Consider the following 24,247-nt stretch of genomic DNA (forward strand, 5'->3'; position numbering starts at 1 on the left):
CGCAACGTTGCCCCAAACCCACTGCCAGTGGAACCCGAAGAGACACGGCAAGGCATCGTTGCAGGTCAGAGGGCATTTCCAGGTCAGCAAGTCAGCACAAAGTCAGCATCGGCGGCGTTACGTCGGGAAACACGTCGACTTCCGGGGGTCATGCGGCACTCCATGGTCCAGAACTCTGCACTGCCCGGGGTCGAGAACCCGATGCCAGTTGTCGCACCACAGTACAATTTCCCGGCCATTGCGAAAAACGTTCAGGCTGGCCCGAGTTGGACCGCGCTGGTATCGGCAGCCCCGACGCCCGTTGCATTTCGCTCTCCAACTAGGTTGGCAACGGGCTGTGTTGTGGCTAACTTGATCTTTAACCTTTGCGGCGGGGTCGTGGGGTTGTTGATTTCTTCGTTCGTCGTTTCGTTTTGTCTGTTTTGCGGACTGTGTGGACGTCGTGGCGGGGTGTGGGGTGGGTGTTCTTGCGGCCGGGTGGTCGGCCTGGGCCGGGGCGGGAGGGTTTCGGTGCTTCGGCGGGGCAGAGGGTCTTCGGGCGGAGGTGCCTGAAGTCGCGGCGGACTCGGGCAGGGGTGAGTTTGTAGGGCTCTGCTGGTCGTTCCCAGGGCCGCCGCAGGTCGGCCGCCAGTGGCCGGGCAAGGCGGAGTTGGGTGTATGCGGCGAGGATGAGCCAGGTCCACCGGTCGGCGGCTTCGGGGGTGCGGATCTTGGGGCGGGTCCAGCCGAGGGTCTGTTTGAACAGCCGAAAGGTGTGCTCGATGTCGAAGCGTCGCAGGAAGGTCTGCCAGAGCAGGTCGACCTGAGTGGGGGTGGCGTCGGTGCCCGACCACCACAGCCACACCGGTTTCGGGATGGCGCCGCTGGGCAGGTGCTCGACCTGCAGGTGGATCACAGTTCCCTCGATGACCGGGAGGGTTCCCAGTTCGGCGACCCAGGCGGAACGGTGTGTCAGCCGTGGGTGGAGACGGTCCCATGCCTGGGCGGTGGCGGTGCCGTACAGACGGGTCTGCGTGACGGTCTGCGCGTTTGGGATGTCCCAGGTGGACTGGTCGCCGAAGGCGAACTCGCCGCCGTGACGCGGCGGGCGGCCTATCGTATGGGGCTTTCGCGGTGGGGCGGCACGACGCAGGACGCGGTCCGAACGCATCCGGCCCAGCACCTGCACCGGCAGATCCTTGAGCAGGAATGCCAGGCGGGGCACGTCGTATCCGGCATCCACGACGATGAGGATCTCGGGGTCGCCGCCTTTCCACTGCCCTGCCTCCATCAGCCGGCCGACCAACTCGCGCATCTGTCTGGCGGTGACGGTGGCGTCGTCGTCGCCCGGTGCCAGTCGGAGCGCGTCCAGTGGCGCGGTCCACGAGCTGCGGCCCGTCTCCAGCGCGCAGATCACCGAGTACGGCCAACCCGGAACGGGAATGTGCTGGTCTTTGCCGCGGCCGTAGGTGTGGCACAGGATCCGCTGCGGTGAGGTGTGTGCGTTGGGCCGCAGCCAGCAGGTGATGTCGGCGGCCAGCACCAGCCGGCCGTCCGCAGCCCGTGGCAGAGGTACTGCGGCCACTGCCCGCCGCAGCCGGCCGATGTCCATCCGGCCGGCGGCCAAGGCGTCGTAGAGGCCACCGTGCCCGCGGCGATGTTCCCCCACCAGCGACAACTCAACCAGAGAACGGACCGGGCCGTCCGCACTCAGCACGGCATCGGCCAACTCGAACTGTGCGTCCGCACGCCTGGTCAGACAGGAGTAGAACTCGCCTCGGAAGCGTGACAGTTCTGTGAACTGCCCATGTTCAACGGCGTGATGCGACAGACTCATCCTTACGGCCTTCGTGCTGAGTGTGTGCGTTCCTTGGTCGGAGCACATGATCAGCCGAAGGCCGCCTTCACGTCCGCTGAACTGCGAAAACGCTGATCAAGTTCGAAGCACATTCGAGACTGGATCTTAAAAAACAAGCTAAGGGCTGTCCCGTAACTGCTGGTCACAGGTGAGATGATCTTGCTGTGTCTGGTGTGATCACGGCTTCGGAGCCGTCCTGGATAGCCCCGTTCACCGGGCTGAGTCCGCGGCAGTTCGGCAAACTGATCAACGCCTTGCGTCGCGAGGGCGCGGACCCGGTCCGCAAGGGTCGGCCCTGGAGCCTGCCGCTGGAGGGCCGGGTCCTGCTGGTCGCCGCGTACTGGCGCACTAACCTCACCCTGCGTCAACTCGCCCCCTTGTTCGGGGTGTCGAAGTCAGCTGCCGACCGCATCGTCGACCACCTCGGCCCCTCGCTCGCGCTCCAGCAGCGCAAGCGGTTCCGCAAGGACGCCGTGCTGATCGTGGACGGCACCCTGGTCCCCACACGCGACCACACCGTCGCCGAGCAGTCGAAGAACTACCGGTACTCCACCAACCACCAAGTCGTCATCGACGCCGACTCCCGGCTCGTCGTCGCCGTCGGCCGGCCTCTGCCCGGCAACCGCAACGACTGCAAGCGTGGGAGCTGTCCGGCGCCAAGGACGCTGTCGGCCAGACCACCGTCATCGCGGACGGCGGATACCGAGGAACCGGCCTGGTCATCCCGCACCGTCGCGAGCCAGGCCAGGCTGAACTCCCGGCCTGGAAAGAGGAACACAACACCTCGCACCGCAAAGTCCGCGCCCGCGTCGAGCATGCCTTCGCCCGCATGAAGAGCTGGAAGATCCTCCGCGACTGCCGCCTCAAAGGCAACGGCGTCCACCACGCCATGCTCGGCATAGCCCGCCTGTACAACCTGACCCTCGCCGGGTGACGAGAAGGCACAGGTCATCGAGCATGCCCTAGATCATTTACGGGACAGCCCTTAGCGCGCTGGTATCGCGGGGCACCCGAGCAGCAACACCGCACTGGCCACCATCTCCTCGGCGGTGGCATGGATGCGTAAGGCAACTGGGACGTTCTCCTGGGCTGGGGCGCCGTCGCTCTCATCGCAGTACCGCTCATCGCCGCGGCGGCCTACGGAGTCAGGCACGCGGTCGCACGCCTGCGGCCGATGACGCTCACCGCCGTCCCTCTCCTTGCGGTGGCCGCGTACGGGTCAAGCGCGCCCTACTGCGCTTGTTCCGTCGGCCATCCCCGCCTCGTACGCGATGAGCGCGGCCTGGACTCGGTTCGAGGTGCCCAGCTTGGCGAGGATGCGGCCGACGTGGACTTTCACCGTGCCGGTCTCCACGCCTATCCGCCGGGCGATCTCGGCGTTGGTGAGCCCAGTGCCGAGCATGGCGAGGACTTCCCGTTCACGGCCGGTGAGGGCCGCGATCCGTTCGACCGCCGCCCGCGTGCGGTCCGCCCGGCAGTCCTGCCGCATGCGCCGTACGACGTGGGCGATGACGCTGGGCGAGAGGACCGCGTCGCCGGCGGCTGCGGCGCGCACTGCGTGGATGAGTTCCTCGGGGCCGGAGTTTTTGAGCAGGAACCCGTTGGCTCCGGCGTGGAGGGCGCGGGTGACGTTCTCCTCGTCGCCGAATGCGGTGAGCATGACGACGGCGACCGGGGGGTTGAGGGTGGTGAGTCGGCCGACGGCGTAGAGGCCGTCCGTGCCGGGCATGCGGACGTCGACGAGCGCGACGTCAGGGTGTTCGCGAGCGGCGATTTCCACGGTCCCCTCCCCGTTATCGGCCTCGGCCACGACTTCGATGTCGTCGGCGTGGCTGAGGATGAGCCGCACTCCGGCCCGCACCAGTGCTTCGTCGTCGGCGAGCAGCACACGGATCATCCTGTCTCCACGGGTACGTCGAATCGGTCGATGCTGGTCAGGCGGCCGTTCATGAAGCAGTAACGGACCAGGCTGAGCCGACCGTCGCGGACCGTCTCAGCAGAGTAGGGGTACAGACACGTTGTCCCGGCGGGTTTGTGCGGGGCGTGGCCGGCGGCCGCGGCACGGGTGGCTGCGGAATCCACTCCGACGCGTGAGACGACCTCGGCGTGGGTCATGCCGCGGTGGATGGAGTCGACGCTTTCCGCGTACTTGGAGGGCTCGGCCGGCGGATACGCGTACCGGAGGCCGAGCACGAGCAGGCCCGCGACGGCGACGAGCCCGAGCGCCCCGGCGGCCAGGCGGGGCCAGTGCGAAGGGGCCGGAACGCTGGCGTTCGCGGCAGGCTCCTTCGGGGTCGAGGCAATGGTGGGCGTGACCAGCGGCAGCGTCGCCTCTACGGCGAAGCCGCCGTCGTCCGTGGCGCCGGTCCGCACCTCACCGCCCAGCAGCCCCACGCGTTCCCGGATGCCGACCAGCCCCCGGCCGGTGCCACTGGAGGTCGGAGGGCTCGTTGCGGCAGTGTTGCGGACGCGTACCAGCACCTGCCGTTCGTCCACGGTCACGGTCACTGTCACCGCTGCCCCCGGCGCGTAGCGGTGCGCGTTCGTCAGGGCCTCGCGGATCACGCGGTCCAGCGCGCGGCGCACACTTGAGGCGGTGTCTGCCACGTCCGGGCCCGTCCAGTCCAGGCGGACCTGGGCACCCGCGGACGACGAGGCCCCAGCCAGCGCCTCCACATCGGCACGTGACCCTGCCGCATCCGTCTGTGCGTCGTCCGGCGGGCCCAGCACCCCCAGAACCTCGTGCAGCTCGTCCAGTGCGTCGCCTGCCATTGCCCGGAGCCGTACCGCATCACCACGCAACTCGGGCGCCAGTTTGCCGAGGGTCATTTCCAAGCCGCCCGCATAAAGGGAGACCAGGCTCAGCCGGTGACCGATCAGGTCGTGCATCTCGGCGGCGATACGGGCACGTTCAGCGAGCCGCGAGGCATCCTCGGCAGCGGCGGCCTTGTCCCGAAGCGCCGTCACCAGCCGATCCTGCTGCCCCATCACCGTGCCCACGAGACCAGGACCTGCCACCGCCACCGCCGACAGCACCATGCCCAGGCCGACATCGGGGATCGCGGTGAGGACCGGGAGTACCGTCGCCCCGCCGAGGGCCGGCAGTCGCCACCGTAGTCCGGAGCCCGGGCGTGCCGCGGCTGCGCGGCCTGCCGTGCAAGCTGCCATCGCTGTGGGCAGGCCCGCAGCGGGTAATGCGCCCAGTACGGCTGCCAAGCCCAGGAGCGTGGCCACCGGCCATCGGCGGCGGAGGGCTAAGCAGAGCAGAGCGGCGCCGCTGAGCGCCGCGGTTTCCCACCGGCCCTGCGGCATTTCGTTGAGGTAGACGACGACCTGGTCCGTAACCAGCATGGCGATCCCGGCCAGGAACATCTCGGCGCAGGACGCGAGTGCTGCCCGGCCGCGAACTTTCATGATCACCGGTCGAGTTTAGAGTCCCACGGCGACGGCTCTGCAGGGCCGGTCACGCGTCGCGTTCTCCGCTCCCGGGGAACTCCCTCCGACGGCCTGCGCACTGCAGCCCCCGCCGCGACAGCGTGCGTATGCCATTCGGGGCAGCGGCGTATGCCGAAGGTGTAATGAGCACTTCATTCCGGAGGCGTATGTTCCGCTTAGAGAGGGGCCCAAGACTGGGACGGACCCCTCAGACCCTTCTGGTGGCGGGCCCGCCGGGGGTTTCAGGATGGGGCTACTGACCAGTTGATCTCGGAGTGAGGCTGCGGCGTGAAGTCTGCCGCCTGCCTCTCGCCGACTGTCCCGAAGGGCTCTTGATGAGGCTTCCGCACCCTGACGACCACGACAAGATTCTTGCCAGTCTGCGTGGCGCCTTGGTGGACGAGCGTCCGCGCGATGGTCATCCCCGGTTGCAGCGCGTGGAGGAGAACCGTGCTCGGCATCATCTGGTGGGTGTAACGCTGAACGCGTTCGCGCGACTTGGCGAGGGGAAGGAGCTGACGGGCTTCGAGGAGAAGCTGGTCGGCCCGTTCAGGCGCATGGGCTTCTCGGACGGCCAACTGGCCGAGCTGGGTGCCGTGCACGCCGGAGCCGGGAAGGCGGCCAGGGAGGCCGTCTTCCCCGAGGCCATTGCCGGTCTGACGACCGAGCGCGGGTACACCGAGCAGGACTTCCGCCGCGATGCCCCGAAGATGGTCGTCGACATCCTGACGCAGCCGAACGTCAAGGTGGTCGACCTTGCGGACCCGTCCGTGGCCGCCGCTCCGGCTGGCATGCGCGAGGATGCCCTCGAGGCGCAGCCGACGGCCTTCTCCCAGGCTGCGTCCGCGGCCGGCTGGAGTCTGACCCTGCACGGGCGCAGCTCAAGCAGTCCTGCCGCCGAACGGCCGGGCAACGGCACCGACTCCGGGCTGTTCAGCCTCCGCGCGGACAAGCTCTACTGCGGGCAGCAGGGCGGGGACGATCACGGCACCCCTGAGGACGAGTACTACTTCGGGTTCGTCACCACCGACCGGGTCCGGCACACCAAGTACAAGTCCGAGGTGATGGAGGACATGTATACCGGCACCTTCCGCTACTTCCAGGGGAACACCCTCTGGTACGGGCCGGTCAGCGACAACGGCCTGGTGTGCACCGTCGATGGGTGGGAGCAGGACGACGAAAGCGGCTACGAGAAGTACGGCGGCGCTCTCGACGACATCCTGAATGCGCTGAAGGACGACCTGACCGATCCCAGCATGTGGCTGGAACTCGTCCAGGACATCCTCGACGGCGAGATAGCCAAGATCATCGCCGAGGGCATCGGTATCGCCATAGTCGTCGCCATCGCCGCCATCATCGACGCGTGCACCAGTTGGATGGCCGACGACCACCTCGCCACCACCATGGCCGCCTTCACCCCCTCGGCGCTCGCGGGCATCACGGGAAGTTACGAGACCAGGGTCGAGGTCGACGGCCGTGACCACGGCGAAGGCATGGTCTACCTGTTCCTCTCCTTGGACCGGCTGCCCCAGCCGCTGCGCACGCTGACCAATGCCGGCAGCGGAAAAGCCCTGGGGGTGAAGGGCGGAAGCGTTGACGGCGGGGCCAGCGTCGAGCAGTGGGAACTCAACGGCAAGCCGGAACAGCAATGGACTCTCCAGGAGTCCGACGGGCACTACGTCGTGTGGAACGCCGGCAGCATGCGGGTCCTGGACGTCTGGCAGTCCGGCACCGAGGACGGACGTAACGTCGATCAGTGGGATTACAACAAGACGCCCGCTCAGTGGTGGCGCCTCCGGCACAACGACGACTCGACCTACACCCTGACCAACGTAAACAGCGGCAAAGTACTGGACGTCGAAGACGGCAGCCACGACAACGGAGCCAATGTCCGGCAATGGACCTCCAACGGCACGCCGGCCCAGCGGTGGTACATCAACCCCGATCCGGATCTGCCGCACCCGCAGGCGCCTTACCTGCGAACGTTCCAGGGCAAGGACAGCGTGGCCTTGGGCTGGGGCGCGAAGGGAGGTGCCAGTGACTACACGTCCATGCGCGAATGGAAGCTCGTCGATGCAGGCAATGGCTACTTCTACCTGCAGAACAAGTACAAGACCGACGCGCACGACGAAGCCTGCTACCTGCGAACCTTCCAGGGAAACGACCACGTGGCCCTCGGAGGACCCGCGAAGGGAGGTGCCAGCGACTACACCTCCATGCGCGAATGGAACCTCATCCCGACAGGGCTCTTCTCCTTCCTCCTGCAGAACAAGTACAAGACCGACGTGGGCACCGAAGCGTCCTATCTCCGAGCGTTCGATGGCGAGGACAACGTGGCCTCGGGAAAGAGCGCAAGGGGAGGCGCTAGTGACGACGCCTCCAAGAGCGAATGGCTGCTCACCAAGCTAGAAAATGGCTATTTCACCTTGCAGAACAAGTACAAGGCCGAACTCGGGTAGAGCCGTGTAGGTATTGCCTGGCAGGTCACGTGCGGAGCCAGAGAGGGATGGCTGCGAAGGCCACAGTGCCGTGAAAGGCATACGCACTCTTGTCGAAGCATGCCGCTACGGCCCGGGAGATCTTCGACCGTTTGATCAGCCGCTCAACCTCGTTCCTGCGGGCATAACGCGCTGGAACGAAACCGGCAGGCCCACCGCCGTTGCTACCACGGCGACGGAGGTGGGCCCGCTGGTCGTGGCGCTCGGGAAGGGTGTGTCTGATCTGCCGACGCCGCAGGTAAAGGCGGTTGAGGACCTGGTGGACAAGTTGGTGGTCGATTGCGTCAATCCGCTGGGGTTCGACAAGCACGGTGCCTACGCGCTCAAGCCGGAGGAGGGCAGCGCCGCCCAGCAGACCGCCGCGCTGCTGCCGGGGTCGCGGGTGACGGCCGCCTTCCACCACCTGCCCGCCATGCTGCTCTCCGACCCGGGCATCGGCACGATCGATACCGATGTGATGGTGCTGGGGGACAAGCGGGCGGATGCCGACATCGTGCAGGCGCTCGCCGCCCGTATCCCGGGGATGCGCGGGGTCTATGCGGGGCAGCTGCGCATCGCTCATCAGGTGGAGCCGCTGGTGGCGAATCTGGTCTCGGTCAACCGCCGGTACAAGGTGCACGCGGGCCTGCGCGTCACCGACGTCTGACCACCGCCCGGCCGCGGAGGGCCGGCGGGTTGCGGGGGTGTCAGGGCTTCAGGGGCAGGGCTTGTGCCAGTTCGCGGTACTGCCGCAGCAGTTCGGGGTAGCCCTGTCCTTCGGACAGGGCGATCTGCACGGCGACGTGGCCGGCTCCGGCTTTGTGGAACTCCTCGATGCGGGTGCGGACTTGTTCGGCGTCGCCGAGTGCGACCCGGGCCTCGACCAGGCGGTCGCTGCCGCCGTCCTTGAAGTCGTCGTCGGTGTAGCCGGCGCGGGTGAGGTAACTGGTGTAGTTGGGCAGGGACAGGTACTTGGTGAGGTAGTCGCGGGCGCTGGCGCGGGCGCGAGCCTGGTCGGTGTCCAGGACGACCGATCCGCCGGTCCATTGTCTGTGGATACGGGCAGTTGGGGCTTACGGCTGCGATGAGGCGGGTGCGGTGACGCCGACGTGCATCCGCAAGTCGGCCGTCGGCGAGGTTCGCTGCCCCACGAATGGGCCAGGATGCAGAACCGGGCACTTCAAGTGCCTCAGAAACGGCCAGGGGCCCCTTGAATCTTGGGCTTTGGGTGGCGACGGGCGCACGGAGGTTGCCCCGCTCGGCTTGAAAAGTCAACGGACACGTCACACGGAGAGGTCGAGAAGGTGTCTCTCCGTCAAATAGATCTACGCAGGAGGCAAGCAATAATGGCACGGCAGCAGAACGAGGATGAGTGGGTGCGCGCCGATCTTCCCTGGGTTCCATGGATTGCACCCGACTCCTCATGCACGATAGGCATCCGACTGGATTCCAGCAGGTCTCGCAATCCAGAAAGCATGGATATTGGTTTCGCACTGACCTGGCCTGGCCTCTCCTTCTCCTCTTCGTCGGTCACTCGGGAGGTGGAGAATGGAGAATCCTGGACCGAGGAATGGGAGCTTGTAAGCCCGGACAATCTCGTATGCCCCGTACCTCTCCCTCATTCGATTAACAAAGGCATCTCATACATTAAGGCGCAGGTGTCGGCCACTGAAGATTTCAGAGCGGGCTCCGGCAAGGCCGGATGGTTCCTCTTCGGCGATCGGGATGTCCAGGTGCAGCCCATCGCTTCCGCCGACCTGAAATTCAATGTCGCATTGGGACCTTTGAAGATCACATCCCCTGCTCCCGGTGCACCAATTTCAGCTCGGGAAGTCTTCATTGGTACCGCAGATACCATGTCGCCGCCGCCGACCATATATCTCTCCTGCAATGGCGACCCTACTGTTTACGGGCAAACGTCCATGGATGGCCAGTGGAGAATTTCCCCTGCCCGGGATCTCCCTCCCGGTGCCCATACTTTTGCCGTGGGCTGGGACAACGGTCTCCACGCATCCCAAGAGAATACGGTGATGTCATCGGATGTGAAGGATCTGGTGTGTGCGGCTGGGCCGGTTGCTGTGGTCGCGGGTGGTGCGGCGGCTGATGTGAAAGTGACGGTCAGTCCGAGGACGCCGGGCATGCCGGTGGTGCCGGGCAGCAGGAAGTTCACAGTCAAGGCTCCGGACAACTGCGTGTTCGCGGACTTTGTGGTGCACTCGGAATACGGCAGTGGGCACACCTTCGATCCCACGGTGACCCGTATAGATGACCGGACGCTGACGTTCACCGACAACCCTGACCTGAATGACACGGGCAACCACAAAGAGCCTCTTACCTACACGTTCCATATCAAGACACTTGGGACCACGGCGCCGGGTACGTACCGCAACGGCATTTTCCATATCGACGGCGCCGACAATTTCCCCCTCACGGCGACCGTGGCTGAGGCGATCGCGATCACATCGCCGGGAGAGAAGGCACAGGTTGGGTTGCCGGTGACGATCACGGGGACATCGAATGCGGCATCAGGGAAGGTGGACCTGTACCTGGATGGCGGTGGTGGTCCGTGGCAGACGGTGCCAGTGACGGACGGGAAGTGGTCTTACACCGGTGATCTGCCGGCGGGCCAGCACACGGTAGACGCGTTCGCCTCCCATGGGGCGGGCGTGAAAGCACACGTGTCGTTCACGGTGCTGGGTACACCGATAGCGTCGGTAACGCAGTCGCAGACGCCTCCTGTGATTGCGGGCGGTTCGGGGACGGTAGCGGCGTCGGTGGTGTTCTCGCGTGGATACAGCGGCAAGGCTCAGCTCACGTTGCCAGCGGGTTTCACCTTCGACTCTTCCCAGAAGCCACGCTGGTCGGAGAACGGCAGTAGCGGCACCGTCGATGACGCGGAGTTGTCGAATGGCGGGAGGACGTGGTTGTGGTCAGGGCCGAATCCGACTGCGGGCACGGTGGTGTGGTCGGCGCAGGTGACAGCGGACACTAAGACGGCTTTGGGGCCCCACACACAGCAGGACGGCTGCTCGTTCACGCCGGACGGGTATGCGGCGACGAAGGCGGACCTGACAGCGACGGTGCAAGCGTCTCAGGACGTGAAGGATCTGGTGGGTGCGGCTGAGCCGGTTGCTGTGGTCGCGGGTGGTGCGGCGGCTGATGTGAAGGTGACGGTCAGTCCGAGGACGCCGGGCATGCCGGTGGTGCCGGGCAGCAGGAAGTTCACAGTCAAGGCTCCGGACAACTGCGTGTTCGCGGACCTTGTGGTGCACTCGGAATACGGCAGTGGGCACACCTTCGATCCCACGGTGACCCGTATAGATGACCGGACGCTGACGTTCACCGACAACCCTGACCTGAATGACACGGGCAACCACAAAGAGCCTCTTACCTACACCTGTCGCATCAAGACGTCCGGTGCTACCGCGCCGGGTACTTACGGCAACGGCAGCTTCCAGATTGACGGCGCCGACAACGTGCCTCTGAGGGCAACCGTCACTGTGAAGGCGACGCTCTCGGTTCAGGAAGTACGGGTGTGGCCGCAGACACTCGCACCATCGGGCGGCGATGTGTTCTTCAGCTGGAAGGTCACCAACACAGGACCGTCCGCTGCCTGGAAGGTGCACGTATCGGTGGCCTTGCCGGAAGGGGTGACGGTCTCCGACAAGTACACCCTCGACGGCCAGGGGCACGTGCAGATGGACCTGGCAGACTTGCCCGTTGGCGAGTCGCGCTGGTTCCGCATCGCCGGACACACCGACAGCCCGTCGGGGAATGCGGTGACGGCGACGGCTCAAGTGACGGCGGTTTCCGGGGACACCGGCCCCAGCAATGCAACGATCCCCGTAGCTTCCGGCGGCGGTGATGCTGGCGGCGGCCTGTCGTGTAACTGGCTGACAGACATCTTCTCCTTCGTCGGTGACTCCTTCGGGGCTTTCGCGGGACTGGCCGACTTCTCTGGGCTGCCGTTCGGAGGTGGGGGCGGTGGCATGCCTGATCCGGACGAGCCCGATCGCGACGACCCGGACAAGGAAGAGGAAGACCGGGGAGTGACGATGTTGAAGATCGGCAACTCCTCGGCAGCGCCAAACCCCGCAGTTCCGGGCCAGGACAAGGTGACTTTCACTTGGACGGTGAAGAACACCGGGAGTCGCACCGATGCGCGGTTCGTGGTGGCCTTGGTGCAGCTCCCGAAGGGCTTCCTCTTCGTCGATGGCCCCACCGGATGCGTCGATGCCGGCGGTGGTCGGATCATGTGTCCGCTCACCCAGGACCTCGCCGCCCAGCACACCGTCGACCTGAAGATCACTGCGTCAGTACCCGCCCCGGTACAGGGCAACCAGGAGGCGTGGGCCTATGTTTCGGCTCTGAACGCCTGGCCGGCTTCGAAGAAGGTCACGCTCAGGACCGACCCGCACGGAGCCTGGGCGCTGACGGAAGGTACGGCGTCCCCGAACCCGGTCGCACGCGGACAGCAGGTCACCTACAACTGGACGTTGACGAACAACGGGCCCTCGGAAGCCCATGAAGCGGTCCTCACCGTGGCGATGCCCGACCACACCCACACGGTGAGCGCGAGCGCCGCCCTGGACGGCACTACCTATCCCGGGACGCGGAGCGGCAACGACATCATCATCAAGATGCCTTCCGTGCCGACCGCGACAAGCGGGGCGCACTCGGTCCGGATCACTGCGCACGGAACGGTGGCGGACGATGCCAAGGGTGCGCTTGCCGCGACGGTGAAGGCGGTTGCGACCGGGACACCTGAAGTGAACCGGGAAGCCACGGCGCAGACCGCGCTGCCCGATCTCGTCATCACTGGCCAGGCATTCCCCAGGGACGCAGTTGCCGGGCGGGAGGCCACATTTGTGTGGACGGTGGCCAACAAGGGTAACCACGACGCGACCAATGCGGTGGTCACAGCGGTGCTGCCGGATGGCTGCACGTATGTGACCGCCTCCGGAGGAGGCACTGGCAGCGGCCGGAGCATCACCTGGCCTGCCCTGGGCACACTCGCGCAGGGTGCGCAGGCCACGGTCACCCTCACTGCCCGTCTCGCCGCCGATGCCACTGGCGACTTGACCCCGGTGGCGCAAGCCTCAGTCAGTGCCGACAAGGCGGACAGCCCGCCACCTGCCACCGCTCCGCTGACCGCCCATGCCATGACGGTGCTGGGCTTGGAAGGAGCCCCGCACGTCAGCCCGGCTACTCGCGGGCATGAGATCACCTACGGATGGACCATTACGAACAATGGCCCTTCCACCGCCCATGACGCAGTGTTCGCGACCACCCTGCCCGCCGGAGTTTCCTTCACCTCCTTGAAGGTCGACGGCAAGGAGACACCTGCCAAAGGCGCCGACCCGTCCTGGTCCGCTCCGCTGCCCAAGGGGCTTACTCCCGGCACCCCGGTTTCGGTGACAGTCACTGCTCGCCTGGCCGACTGCCAGACCGGCTTCCTCACCTGCGCAGGCACCATCACCACAGCCGATGACCGGGCCGAGGCCACTGCCCACCTCGAAGTCCTCGGCGACACCACGCTGTTGGCCACCGCCGGCACGGACACGGTCTCTCTCGACGCCGGCACCACCCACGACCTGACCTGGACTGTCACCAAGGCGGGTACAAGTCCTCTTCTCAACCCGCAGCTCATCCTCGACCTGCCGTCTGCCGCTACCGTGGCCTCTGCCACCGTCGACGGCATCTCCGAGGAGCCGGTCATCAGCGCGAACGGGCGCACAGTCATCCCCGTTACCAGACTGGTCACACAGGACCACTCCACGGTCACGGCCACCCTCGCTCTCGCGCCCGATGCCCCTGCCACTACCGGGGCTCAGCTCGAGGTGACCGCGGTCGCCGAAGCCAGCGGCACACCCACGAGTCCCCCGGCCACCACCCACCTGGCCGTCACCACCAACTCCAACTTGGCGATCGCCCCCGTTACCATCACCCCGCTGCGCGCCGGAGCCGACGCCCGCTTGGAGTGGACCGTCACCAATACCGGCCCCTCCACCGCGGTGAACACTCTGTTCACCGCTACGCTGCCCACGGCGTTCGGTCTGGACGAGGCTTACCTCAACACACACCCCCAAACTCCGGCCCCCGCTGGTGCTAACACCTGCCAGCTCCCCGTCGGCGATCTCGCGCCGGGCACTTCGGCTCAGATCACGCTCGCTGTCCACTGCGCCCCCGACACCGGGGGCCAGCAGGACCTCACCGCGACTGTGACGGCCGGCACTGCCCAGCCCGTCACGCAGCCCAGCCAGGTGACGGTCAACGCAGGAACCGCACTGCAACTCGCCGTGCAAGCCACTCCGGACCCCGCCCTCGTGGGCAAGGACGTCACCCACGTCATCACCGTCACCAACGCCGGAGCCGGCACCCTCAAGAATCTTCGCCTGACCACTGTCATCGACAACAGCGCGTACAAGGCGCTCGCCACATCCGCGAACGGCACCTGGACTACAACGGCCGGCGGCCAGACCACAGTTACATGGACCCTGGACGACCTGCCTCCGGCGGCACAGGCCACTGCCACCCTCATCGGCCGCCTCGCCGACAGTTCCAGTGGCACCCTCACGGCTCATCACACCGCGGCCTCCGACAACGCCCCACAGCAACAGTCCACCACTGACACTGCCATCACCACTGCCCCGGCCCGTCCCGCACGTCACGCGGAGCGCATTGTGGTGGCACTCGGCGCACCTCAGCCCCACCACGATCGGGAAGAGCGAGCACCAGTCGTCTACAACCACGTCTCCGATGCGGAAGACGCCGCATCGCGTGAGAACTACAAAGCGTTCATCGACGCCTTCCGTGGTGCCCTGACCGACCGCGAAGTGCCTGTTCCCGGCATTGCGGCACCACCCATCCCGGCAACGAACTCCGAAGCAGTCAACCAGTTCATCCATATTCAGGTGACCCGCGACGGCGAACCCGCGATCACACTCGTCATCCGCCGGAGCGACGCCTACCTGGTCGGCTGGTACACCGATGCCTACGTCGACCCCGAGGCCAAGGCGGAAATCGCCCGGACACTGTTCATCCGCTTCACGGACGAAGCCGATGAGAAGAAGGCGAACCACTACACCCCGAGCGTCGACAGGGACCGGTGCTTCACCCTCACCTACGACGGAAACTACAACTCCCTGGGAGAACGAGAGAAAATCCCCCTCGGCTGTACTCCGCTCGACGCCGCGCTTGAACAGCTCCATAACTTCACCGCGAAAAAGGATCAGTACTCCCTCAAAAACCCCCTGACAACCGTGATACAGATGGTGTCCGAAGCCACCCGCTTCAACGCCGTCTTCCAAGCGATAACCTTCAAGAACAAGACCGAGGACAGGTGGCGGGACGGGAACATCCCAGAGCAAGCAGTGCGGGACTTGGAGAACGCATGGAAGCCCATCTCTGACTACCTGCTCATACCAGAGCCCGGGGACACCTTCAGTGAGGCGATCGGCGGCAAGACACGTGACCGCGCGACACTGACGAAATGGATCGCGGTCGCCAAAGGCATAATCCGCTGATACAAGCCCATGCGGGGTGCCCAGGTCACGGCCCGGGCACCCCGTTCAGCTCATGCAGAGCGTCGCCCAACATCAGGTCGGACCCCCTACAGATGCCGGGGCGGACGGTTTCCGGCACGAGCGCCAGACCAAGACGCTGCTGCAGAACACCGCTGCGCTGCGTCTGCCCCGACCCGGGGCCACCACCGACCTGCTCGCCCAGGTGCGCACGCTGCTGGCCGAGGGCCACAGACAAGTGCTGTTCACGGTGATCCCACGAGCTCAGTTGCAAAGCGCACCTTCGGCCGGCTCATTCATCATCGACGCCCAGCCCGTGACTACAACGCCCAACTCCACCGCTCCGAAGCCGTGATCTACCGGCAACGATCGACCTAACCACCAGACGCCTCATCGCCGAATCCACCCCAAACTGGCGTGACGCCTAAATGCCGAAGCAAACACCACCACCGGGATGAAACACTGTTTAGGATTCCTAGCAAAATGAGGTTTTCAGGCGTCGCCAGCAGATGATGCTGCAGCCGAGGATGAGGAAAGCTTCGTGGAGGTCTTCTCTGATCTCCCAGCGGATGCGCAGGCGCCGGAACCAGTGCAGGAGGGCGAAGGCTGCTTCGGCGACCCATCGGTGAATGCCCAGACCGGAGCCGTGCTGGGTGCCGCGGCGGGCGATGAGGGGGCGGATGCCCACCTCGCGCAGTTCGCGGCGGTAGGTGTCGGAGTCGTAGGCGCGGTCGGCGAACAGAGCGTCGGGGCGCTTTCGGGGGCGCCCCCGCTTGCCTTTGACGGCCGGTATGGCGTGGACCAGCGGCATGAGCTGGGTGACGTCGTGGCGGTTTCCGCCTGTGAGCGTGGCCGCCAGCGGGATGCCGTGCGCTTCGGTGATCACGTGGTGCTTGCTGCCTGTCTTTCCCCGATCCACCGGTGAGGGCCCGGTCTTCGCGCCGCCCTTCATCGCCCGCAGATGGGAGCCGTCGACCGCGGCCCGGGAGAAGTCCAGCAGCCCGGCCGCACGTAGCTCGGCCAGCAGCAGTTCGTGAAGAGCCTGCCACACCCCGGCCTGATGCCAGTCGCGCAGCCTGCGCCAGCACGTGCTGCCCGAGCCGTATCCCAGCTCCTGGGGCAGGAACTCCCAAGGGATGCCGGTGTACAGCACGAACAGGATCCCGCTCAGCACCCGCCGGTCATCGAGCCGTTTGCGACCCGGATACCTCACGCGGCGCTCAATCACCGGCAGCAGCCCGGCAATCCGCTCCCACAACCCGTCCTCGACTTCCCACGGCCTCCGCTGCACCATGCCCAACGCCCCCACCACAACACCAGACAGAGGCACAACACCGGCTGACGGCCTGTCATTCCAAGGCAGTACAGCTCATTTTGCTAGGAGTCCTTAGGATTCCTAGCAAAATGAGGTTTTCAGGCGTCGCCAGCAGATGATGCTGCAGCCGAGGATGAGGAAAGCTTCGTGGAGGTCTTCTCTGATCTCCCAGCGGATGCGCAGGCGCCGGAACCAGTGCAGGAGGGCGAAGGCTGCTTCGGCGACCCATCGGTGAATGCCCAGACCGGAGCCGTGCTGGGTGCCGCGGCGGGCGATGAGGGGGCGGATGCCCACCTCGCGCAGTTCGCGGCGGTAGGTGTCGGAGTCGTAGGCGCGGTCGGCGAACAGAGCGTCGGGGCGCTTTCGGGGGCGCCCCCGCTTGCCTTTGACGGCCGGTATGGCGTGGACCAGCGGCATGAGCTGGGTGACGTCGTGGCGGTTTCCGCCTGTGAGCGTGGCCGCCAGCGGGATGCCGTGCGCTTCGGTGATCACGTGGTGCTTGCTGCCTGTCTTTCCCCGATCCACCGGTGAGGGCCCGGTCTTCGCGCCGCCCTTCATCGCCCGCAGATGGGAGCCGTCGACCGCGGCCCGGGAGAAGTCCAGCAGCCCGGCCGCACGTAGCTCGGCCAGCAGCAGTTCGTGAAGAGCCTGCCACACCCCGGCCTGATGCCAGTCGCGCAGCCTGCGCCAGCACGTGCTGCCCGAGCCGTATCCCAGCTCCTGGGGCAGGAACTCCCAAGGGATGCCGGTGTACAGCACGAACAGGATCCCGCTCAGCACCCGCCGGTCATCGAGCCGTTTGCGACCCGGATACCTCACGCGGCGCTCAATCACCGGCAGCAGCCCGGCAATCCGCTCCCACAACCCGTCCTCGACTTCCCACGGCCTCCGCTGCACCATGCCCAACGCCCCCACCACAACACCAGACAGAGGCACAACACCGGCTGACGGCCTGTCATTCCAAGGCAGTACAGCTCATTTTGCTAGGAGTCCTTAATACCCACAGCATCCGGGCCCGTTCTGCGCCTGGTCCAATGCATGCGACGCAGCCGATATGAAACAATTTCAGGTTTGACTGACGGTGCATCAGTGAAGTCAGCTTCGAGTCAGCATGAACCCTGCCAGAGGTGGTGACAGATGGCGACACATGCATGCACATGCACCAAACCATTGCGCACCACCTCTGGCCTGGATAGATACTGGTCAACCCGCCGCAGCCACAACCTTGCCCGAAACCCGGCGCCACTGGAATCCGAAGAGGTGTCGCAATCAGCATCCTGCGAGGTCGGTGTGCTCATATCCCGACGGTTGGCAGTCCCCTCTTCCCTGGACTCCGCCCGCTGCTCGCCGAACTTCGATGGCAGTTCCGCGGAGGGAAGCGACCACGACCACGTTCGAAGCAATTGAGGATCGCCACGCCGCGCTGCTCCAGGAGATGCGCCGACCGCGTGGTGCACGGCCCCCGAGTGCCGTCGACGGCTCTGGGAGCAGTCAGGAAGCCGACGCCAAGATCCGGACCATACACGGACCAGCTCTCCTCCAACGCCTATCACAACCACCGTTCCAGCAGGTCAACACCGCCATGAGCGCTGTACCACCAGCAGACCAAGAACCTGCTGATCGGATGGTGCTGGTGCGGCTATCCAGCCCGAAGAGGTGTTCGTCCGCGGCGACCACTACGCGCTCACGCCTGACGACGATCACCGAGCGTGCCTGCGGCATTGGCGGCTCCCACACCTCGATTCCGGCCGTGAACGTGCAGGTGGCTGGGGAGAATCTGGGGAGAATCTAAGGATTCCTAGCAAAATGAGGTTTTCAGGCGTCGCCAGCAGATGATGCTGCAGCCGAGGATGAGGAAAGCTTCGTGGAGGTCTTCTCTGATCTCCCAGCGGATGCGCAGGCGCCGGAACCAGTGCAGGAGGGCGAAGGCTGCTTCGGCGACCCATCGGTGAATGCCCAGACCGGAGCCGTGCTGGGTGCCGCGGCGGGCGATGAGGGGGCGGATGCCCACCTCGCGCAGTTCGCGGCGGTAGGTGTCGGAGTCGTAGGCGCGGTCGGCGAACAGAGCGTCGGGGCGCTTTCGGGGGCGCCCCCGCTTGCCTTTGACGGCCGGTATGGCGTGGACCAGCGGCATGAGCTGGGTGACGTCGTGGCGGTTTCCGCCTGTGAGCGTGGCCGCCAGCGGGATGCCGTGCGCTTCGGTGATCACGTGGTGCTTGCTGCCTGTCTTTCCCCGATCCACCGGTGAGGGCCCGGTCTTCGCGCCGCCCTTCATCGCCCGCAGATGGGAGCCGTCGACCGCGGCCCGGGAGAAGTCCAGCAGCCCGGCCGCACGTAGCTCGGCCAGCAGCAGTTCGTGAAGAGCCTGCCACACCCCGGCCTGATGCCAGTCGCGCAGCCTGCGCCAGCACGTGCTGCCCGAGCCGTATCCCAGCTCCTGGGGCAGGAACTCCCAAGGGATGCCGGTGTACAGCACGAACAGGATCCCGCTCAGCACCCGCCGGTCATCGAGCCGTTTGCGACCCGGATACCTCACGCGGCGCTCAATCACCGGCAGCAGCCCGGCAATCCGCTCCCACAACCCGTCCTCGACTTCCCACGGCCTCCGCTGCACCATGCCCAACGCCCCCACCACAACACCAGACAGAGGCACAACACCGGCTGACGGCCTGTCATTCCAAGGCAGTACAGCTCATTTTGCTAGGAGTCCTAAGCCCTTGGGGAGCGCATGGGGAGAATCCGCTGCATAACCCGGCACGAGCCTGAAAGACGGTGAAAGGCTCATTCGCGCAAGTCAGCGACCTACTGACGCGCAACATCGCAGGTCAAGGGCGGTGCCTGGACAACTCCATGATGTACGTACTGAGATTGACGGTCTGTACGTGACCCCCGATCTCGGCGGTGCCTACGAGTCTGCACGGTGGCAATCAACGCTGCGGATTTCTTGCCGAACGGCTGGTCTTCATCCGACGTACTGCGGGCAGCGGGTACGGCGCGGGCCCCACGTTCACTCGCCACACTATTGGCCTCCCCGCTGACCTGGGCTAACGTCAGCCCGACCGATACCACTTTCCTCAGAACTTCGCAGGGGCTAAGGGCTGTCCCGTAAATGATCTAGGGCATGCTCGATGACCTGTGCCTTCTCGTCACCCGGCGAGGGTCAGGTTGTACAGGCGGGCTATGCCGAGCATGGCGTGGTGGACGCCGTTGCCTTTGAGGCGGCAGTCGCGGAGGATCTTCCAGCTCTTCATGCGGGCGAAGGCATGCTCGACGCGGGCGCGGACTTTGCGGTGCGAGGTGTTGTGTTCCTCTTTCCAGGCCGGGAGTTCAGCCTGGCCTGGCTCGCGACGGTGCGGGATGACCAGGCCGGTTCCTCGGTATCCGCCGTCCGCGATGACGGTGGTCTGGCCGACAGCGTCCTTGGCGCCGGACAGCTCCCACGCTTGCAGTCGTTGCGGTTGCCGGGCAGAGGCCGGCCGACGGCGACGACGAGCCGGGAGTCGGCGTCGATGACGACTTGGTGGTTGGTGGAGTACCGGTAGTTCTTCGACTGCTCGGCGACGGTGTGGTCGCGTGTGGGGACCAGGGTGCCGTCCACGATCAGCACGGCGTCCTTGCGGAACCGCTTGCGCTGCTGGAGCGCGAGCGAGGGGCCGAGGTGGTCGACGATGCGGTCGGCAGCTGACTTCGACACCCCGAACAAGGGGGCGAGTTGACGCAGGGTGAGGTTAGTGCGCCAGTACGCGGCGACCAGCAGGACCCGGCCCTCCAGCGGCAGGCTCCAGGGCCGACCCTTGCGGACCGGGTCCGCGCCCTCGCGACGCAAGGCGTTGATCAGTTTGCCGAACTGCCGCGGACTCAGCCCGGTGAACGGGGCTATCCAGGACGGCTCCGAAGCCGTGATCACACCAGACACAGCAAGATCATCTCACCTGTGACCAGCAGTTACGGGACAGCCCTTAGCTTGATCTTTAACCTTTGCGGCGGGGTCGTGGGGTTGTTGATTTCTTCGTTCGTCGTTTCGTTTTGTCTGTTTTGCGGACTGTGTGGACGTCGTGGCGGGGTGTGGGGTGGGTGTTCTTGCGGCCGGGTGGTCGGCCTGGGCCGGGGCGGGAGGGTTTCGGTGCTTCGGCGGGGCAGAGGGTCTTCGGGCGGAGGTGCCTGAAGTCGCGGCGGACTCGGGCAGGGGTGAGTTTGTAGGGCTCTGCTGGTCGTTCCCAGGGCCGCCGCAGGTCGGCCGCCAGTGGCCGGGCAAGGCGGAGTTGGGTGTATGCGGCGAGGATGAGCCAGGTCCACCGGTCGGCGGCTTCGGGGGTGCGGATCTTGGGGCGGGTCCAGCCGAGGGTCTGTTTGAACAGCCGAAAGGTGTGCTCGATGTCGAAGCGTCGCAGGAAGGTCTGCCAGAGCAGGTCGACCTGAGTGGGGGTGGCGTCGGTGCCCGACCACCACAGCCACACCGGTTTCGGGATGGCGCCGCTGGGCAGGTGCTCGACCTGCAGGTGGATCACAGTTCCCTCGATGACCGGGAGGGTTCCCAGTTCGGCGACCCAGGCGGAACGGTGTGTCAGCCGTGGGTGGAGACGGTCCCATGCCTGGGCGGTGGCGGTGCCGTACAGACGGGTCTGCGTGACGGTCTGCGCGTTTGGGATGTCCCAGGTGGACTGGTCGCCGAAGGCGAACTCGCCGCCGTGACGCGGCGGGCGGCCTATCGTATGGGGCTTTCGCGGTGGGGCGGCACGACGCAGGACGCGGTCCGAACGCATCCGGCCCAGCACCTGCACCGGCAGATCCTTGAGCAGGAATGCCAGGCGGGGCACGTCGTATCCGGCATCCACGACGATGAGGATCTCGGGGTCGCCGCCTTTCCACTGCCCTGCCTCCATCAGCCGGCCGACCAACTCGCGCATCTGTCTGGCGGTGACGGTGGCGTCGTCGTCGCCCGGTGCCAGTCGGAGCGCGTCCAGTGGCGCGGTCCACGAGCTGCGGCCCGTCTCCAGCGCGCAGATCACCGAGTACGGCCAACCCGGAACGGGAATGTGCTGGTCTTTGCCGCGGCCGTAGGTGTGGCACAGGATCCGCTGCGGTGAGGTGTGTGCGTTGGGCCGCAGCCAGCAGGTGATGTCGGCGGCCAGCACCAGCCGGCCGTCCGCAGCCCGTGGCAGAGGTACTGCGGCCACTGCCCGCCGCAGCCGGCCGATGTCCATCCGGCCGGCGGCCAAGGCGTCGTAGAGGCCACCGTGCCCGCGGCGATGTTCCCCCACCAGCGACAACTCAACCAGAGAACGGACCGGGCCGTCCGCACTCAGCACGGCATCGGCCAACTCGAACTGTGCGTCCGCACGCCTGGTCAGACAGGAGTAGAACTCGCCTCGGAAGCGTGACAGTTCTGCGAACTGCCCATGTTCAACGGCGTGATGCGACAGACTCATCCTTACGGCCTTCGTGCTGAGTGTGTGCGTTCCTTGGTCGGAGCACATGATCAGCCGAAGGCCGCCTTCACGTCCGCTGAACTGCGAAAACGCTGATCAAGTTCGAAGCACATTCGAGACTGGATCTTAAAAAACAAGTTAGGTTCGCCGTCCCCTCGGCGGAAATGGTCGACACCCAGGCGATCGACCGCAGCACCACCGTCGCGGTCCGCGTCGTGCAGCGCGGCCGGCACAGCAACCAGTAGAACTCATTGCGGGACATGTCAGCACGGTCAAAGTCGGTGCGCATGGTGATCAGTGTCCACACGGGCGGCGGCGGATCCACGGCACCGCAAATGCCCTGAGTTCAGTGGAAAGTGCCCGGTATCGGAGCCACCGGGCGCCAGGAGCCGAACACCGTGACAACCGCAGCACTCACCGTCTGGGAGGACTTCGACGTCATCGCGCACGCCCGCGACGGACGGGTCGCCGCGTCCGACGCGGCCTCGCGTCTCGCTGAAGCGGCTGGAAGCCGTTGCCGGGCTCTGAATCAGCCCTTCTCCACCCAGAGTCCGCCAGCAACTCGCCCGGCCATGCAAACTCGTGAACCGGGCCGCGTAGCCCCATCTCTGTGAAGAACGGCGACCAATCGTAGATCTTCGTGCCAACCACGGCGTCCAGGTCAGTCATCCGCAGGCGGAGACAGGAGACGGGGGGAGGACTGCGCCAGCTGGTTGGGGCGCCGGTGGCTGCGGTGAGTGAACGTCCTCGTGGCCGACCACTGCGAGTTTCCCCGTGGGCTGTGGGCGTGCCACAACCACTACGACTGCACCACCGCCCGCGAGGTCGGCATGCACTCCGGGCTGAACTGACTGACCTTCAGGTAAGTCAGCATGGGGTCAGCATGAGTCCGACCAGAGGTTGTCACACATGACTGAACACGCGACCCGCAGGGTGCTCCCGGAGTCACCGTTTTGAAGCACGGCTGGCCACTCAGGGCCGCACAGCCCGGCTGGTGGCGGACGCACGCGTCGCTGATCCACTGACGACTCATAGCAGCAGTTCAGCGCACACGTCCGCGTGGTTTCAAAGATCCGTTCGGCAGCTCGGGGGCGGGTAGTCGATCGCCGTCGTAGCCCTTCACTTCGCCGAAGCGCGCACCATCCGCACCATTCATCCAGGCCGAACGGGCCTCCACGATATCCTGGTGCGACCGCCCCACGAAGTTCCACCACATGACGATCTCCTCCTCGAAGGGAGTTCCGCCAAGCAGGACCATCCGTGCGATGTCGTCCGAATCGTTCGTCAGCATCAGCGCGTCGCTGCCCGGACGGGCGTAGCCCAGCTCCGCGGGGGCGACCAGGGTGTCGCCCAGGCGTACGTCGCCCTGGTCGACCAGGAGGCCGTGCTCGAAGCCGGGGTCCACGGCAAGCGTGACGGTCGCGCGGGGCCGGAGGAGGATCTCGGCGCCGACCAGGGGGGTGAAGGTCCGCACCGGCGAGACATCGCCGGCCAGGGACCCCAGGAAAACCCTGATCTCGGCCCCGTCGATCCGCACGGGCTCGGGGGCGTGGTGCTGGAAGGCCCGTTCGGCGTTGCGGTGCTCCTCCGGCAGCGCCACCCACAGCTGGACACCGTGCAGGATGGTGGTCCGCGGCGTGGACACCTCGGAGTGGCAAATACCGAATCCGCCCGTCATGAGGTTCAGCTCGCCTGGCCGTACGTAGGCGTGGCTGCCCAGGCTGTCACGGTGCTCGATCTCCCCGCCGAACAGCCAGCTCACCGTCTGCAGCCCGGTGTGCGGATGCGGGGCCACATCCATGCCACCCGTCAGCGAAACGTCATCGGGACCGTAGTGATCAGCGAAGCACCACGCGCCGATCAGGGTCCGGGCGCGCTGCGGCAGTGTCCGCCGCACGGTCATCGCCCGGGGGCCGCCGAGGGGCACCTTGCGGGCAGTCAGTACATCCACCCGTGCCGCCTCGGCCGGCCGCTCGCCGGCCGCCGCGGCGCCGCATCGCATTTCCATGGGTTTCGTTTCGAGATTGCTCACCGTGGACCGCCTCCCAACCCGAATCTTTCATGTTCAATTATCGGCCGGATGGTGTGCGGTGGCACCAGCAGGTACCGCCACGGCTCCAGCCCCCTCCCACGCCTTGCAGTCGTTGCGGTTGCCAGGCGTAGGTCGGCCGACCAGCACGATGAGCCGGGTGTCGGCGTCGATGACGCCCCTGGCGCACTCGAACCACCCC

At 66.0% G+C, this 24,247-nt stretch carries 12 protein-coding genes and 5 pseudogenes; 5 read left to right on the forward strand and 12 right to left on the reverse strand.

Annotated features, from left to right (window positions below; all coding sequences use genetic code 11):
- Window positions 1–358: 358 nt before the first annotated feature.
- Complete coding sequence (locus GR130_RS20815) at window positions 359–1,816, reverse strand: NF041680 family putative transposase (RefSeq protein ID WP_159504108.1); 1,458 nt, start codon at window positions 1,814–1,816, stop codon at window positions 359–361.
- Between the two features lie 185 nt (window positions 1,817–2,001).
- Between GR130_RS20815 and GR130_RS20820 the strand changes: the two are divergent.
- A pseudogene (locus tag GR130_RS20820) lies at window positions 2,002–2,771 on the forward strand (transposase).
- A 285-nt stretch (window positions 2,772–3,056) separates the two neighbouring features.
- Here the strand turns inward: GR130_RS20820 and GR130_RS20825 are convergent.
- A complete protein-coding gene (locus tag GR130_RS20825; protein WP_159506110.1) occupies window positions 3,057–3,734 on the reverse strand; it encodes a response regulator in 678 nt (225 codons plus the stop codon).
- Window positions 3,731–5,251, reverse strand: a complete 1,521-nt coding sequence (locus tag GR130_RS20830) for a sensor histidine kinase (RefSeq protein WP_236574005.1) — start codon at window positions 5,249–5,251, stop codon at window positions 3,731–3,733. Before GR130_RS20830 ends, GR130_RS20825 begins: the two co-directional genes overlap by 4 nt.
- A 356-nt stretch (window positions 5,252–5,607) precedes the next feature.
- On the opposite strand from GR130_RS20830, the gene GR130_RS20835 reads away from it, so the two are divergent.
- Window positions 5,608–7,731 (forward strand): RICIN domain-containing protein, encoded by a 2,124-nt coding sequence (locus GR130_RS20835; protein ID WP_159506111.1) that lies wholly within the window; start codon window positions 5,608–5,610, stop codon window positions 7,729–7,731.
- 25 nt (window positions 7,732–7,756) lie between these two features.
- Here GR130_RS20835 and GR130_RS20840 read toward each other — a convergent pair.
- A pseudogene (locus tag GR130_RS20840) lies at window positions 7,757–8,020 on the reverse strand (IS5/IS1182 family transposase); the annotation flags it as partial.
- Here GR130_RS20840 and GR130_RS20845 point away from each other — a divergent pair.
- The 3 genes and pseudogenes from GR130_RS20845 to GR130_RS41955 all read left to right on the forward strand — a co-directional run.
- Window positions 8,021–8,416 (forward strand): annotated as a pseudogene (locus GR130_RS20845) (NADPH-dependent F420 reductase); the annotation flags it as partial.
- Window positions 8,417–9,095: 679 nt separating this feature from the next.
- On the forward strand, window positions 9,096–15,275 hold the full coding sequence (locus GR130_RS41380; protein ID WP_159506114.1) for a ribosome-inactivating family protein: 6,180 nt from the start codon (window positions 9,096–9,098) through the stop codon (window positions 15,273–15,275).
- Window positions 15,276–15,327: 52 nt separating this feature from the next.
- Window positions 15,328–15,627: a hypothetical protein gene (locus tag GR130_RS41955; protein WP_159506115.1), complete on the forward strand. Its 300-nt coding sequence runs from the start codon at window positions 15,328–15,330 to the stop codon at window positions 15,625–15,627.
- 120 nt (window positions 15,628–15,747) lie between these two features.
- Here the strand turns inward: GR130_RS41955 and GR130_RS20865 are convergent, their stop codons facing one another.
- The 8 genes and pseudogenes from GR130_RS20865 to GR130_RS20900 all read right to left on the reverse strand — a co-directional run.
- Window positions 15,748–16,566 carry an IS5 family transposase gene (locus GR130_RS20865; protein WP_159503645.1) on the reverse strand — a complete coding sequence of 273 codons (819 nt, stop codon included), beginning with the start codon at window positions 16,564–16,566 and terminating at the stop codon, window positions 15,748–15,750.
- A gap of 102 nt (window positions 16,567–16,668) precedes the next feature.
- A complete protein-coding gene (locus tag GR130_RS20870) occupies window positions 16,669–17,487 on the reverse strand; it encodes an IS5 family transposase (protein ID WP_159503645.1) in 819 nt (272 codons plus the stop codon).
- Between the two features lie 898 nt (window positions 17,488–18,385).
- Complete coding sequence (locus GR130_RS20875; RefSeq protein WP_159503645.1) at window positions 18,386–19,204, reverse strand: IS5 family transposase; 819 nt, start codon at window positions 19,202–19,204, stop codon at window positions 18,386–18,388.
- Between the two features lie 529 nt (window positions 19,205–19,733).
- Window positions 19,734–20,503: pseudogene (locus tag GR130_RS20880) on the reverse strand (transposase).
- Window positions 20,504–20,558: 55 nt separating this feature from the next.
- On the reverse strand, window positions 20,559–22,016 hold the full coding sequence (locus GR130_RS20885; RefSeq protein WP_159506116.1) for an NF041680 family putative transposase: 1,458 nt from the start codon (window positions 22,014–22,016) through the stop codon (window positions 20,559–20,561).
- Between the two features lie 50 nt (window positions 22,017–22,066).
- Window positions 22,067–22,249, reverse strand: coding sequence for a hypothetical protein (locus tag GR130_RS20890; protein WP_159506117.1), 183 nt, complete (start codon window positions 22,247–22,249; stop codon window positions 22,067–22,069).
- 809 nt (window positions 22,250–23,058) lie between these two features.
- Complete coding sequence (locus tag GR130_RS20895) at window positions 23,059–24,048, reverse strand: pirin family protein (protein ID WP_159506118.1); 990 nt, start codon at window positions 24,046–24,048, stop codon at window positions 23,059–23,061.
- 75 nt (window positions 24,049–24,123) lie between these two features.
- Window positions 24,124–24,222: pseudogene (locus GR130_RS20900) on the reverse strand (IS5/IS1182 family transposase); the annotation flags it as partial.
- Between the last annotated feature and the right edge of the window lie 25 nt (window positions 24,223–24,247).

It is taken from the genome of Streptomyces sp. GS7, from assembly GCF_009834125.1.
Taxonomy (GTDB): domain Bacteria; phylum Actinomycetota; class Actinomycetes; order Streptomycetales; family Streptomycetaceae; genus Streptomyces.

What these genes read in the sequence shown, in the direction of transcription:
- GR130_RS20815 (WP_159504108.1), bottom strand. Translation starts at nt 1,816, where the DNA reads ATGAGTCTGTCGCATCACGCCGTTGAACATGGGCAGTTCACAGAACTG.
- GR130_RS20825 (WP_159506110.1), bottom strand. Translation starts at nt 3,734, where the DNA reads ATGATCCGTGTGCTGCTCGCCGACGACGAAGCACTGGTGCGGGCCGGA.
- GR130_RS20830 (WP_236574005.1), bottom strand. Translation starts at nt 5,251, where the DNA reads ATGAAAGTTCGCGGCCGGGCAGCACTCGCGTCCTGCGCCGAGATGTTC.
- GR130_RS20835 (WP_159506111.1), top strand. Translation starts at nt 5,608, where the DNA reads ATGAGGCTTCCGCACCCTGACGACCACGACAAGATTCTTGCCAGTCTG.
- GR130_RS41380 (WP_159506114.1), top strand. Translation starts at nt 9,096, where the DNA reads ATGGCACGGCAGCAGAACGAGGATGAGTGGGTGCGCGCCGATCTTCCC.
- GR130_RS41955 (WP_159506115.1), top strand. Translation starts at nt 15,328, where the DNA reads ATGCAGAGCGTCGCCCAACATCAGGTCGGACCCCCTACAGATGCCGGG.
- GR130_RS20865 (WP_159503645.1), bottom strand. Translation starts at nt 16,566, where the DNA reads ATGGTGCAGCGGAGGCCGTGGGAAGTCGAGGACGGGTTGTGGGAGCGG.
- GR130_RS20870 (WP_159503645.1), bottom strand. Translation starts at nt 17,487, where the DNA reads ATGGTGCAGCGGAGGCCGTGGGAAGTCGAGGACGGGTTGTGGGAGCGG.
- GR130_RS20875 (WP_159503645.1), bottom strand. Translation starts at nt 19,204, where the DNA reads ATGGTGCAGCGGAGGCCGTGGGAAGTCGAGGACGGGTTGTGGGAGCGG.
- GR130_RS20885 (WP_159506116.1), bottom strand. Translation starts at nt 22,016, where the DNA reads ATGAGTCTGTCGCATCACGCCGTTGAACATGGGCAGTTCGCAGAACTG.